General features: G+C 29.6%; 1 protein-coding gene. It reads right to left on the bottom strand.

The features are described from left to right. Nucleotides 1-62 precede the first annotated feature (62 nt). On the bottom strand, nucleotides 63-419 hold a 357-nt coding region (locus CN514_RS26135), incomplete at its 5' end, for a hypothetical protein (RefSeq protein ID WP_176526095.1).

A 419-nucleotide genomic window follows, 5' to 3' on the forward strand; every position in this document is an offset into this window, starting at 1 on the left:
TTTTACTTCCTCATGAACCCAGTAAATCTCTTCTTATTGAATTTTTCTTACTCAAGAATACCCTATGAGTTAGGTATTTCTTTTTCCATGATTAATTCGATTGAAATAACACTAAAGTTTAGTATATACTTATTTGACAGAATATTGAAATTACGCATGAAATGGATGTGATACATATTGGGGAATTTGGCAGTAAATAAAAAGGCGACAATTAGTATCATTATTGCAATGGCTACTTTTGGCACTGTAGGTTTCGTCGCTCCTAAAACAGGCCTTAAAGCCATTGATTTAGTTTTTATTAGATGTGTTTTCGCAAGTATTTTTTTATTTTCTGTTTGGTATTTTTCAGGGTTGGCTAAAAAAGAAATATTTAATAAAAAAGATATAACTCTTTCATTATTTAGTGGGATCCTATTAGT

Origin of the sequence: Bacillus sp. AFS001701, assembly GCF_002559405.1 — a bacterium.
Classification (GTDB): domain Bacteria; phylum Bacillota; class Bacilli; order Bacillales; family Bacillaceae_G; genus Gottfriedia.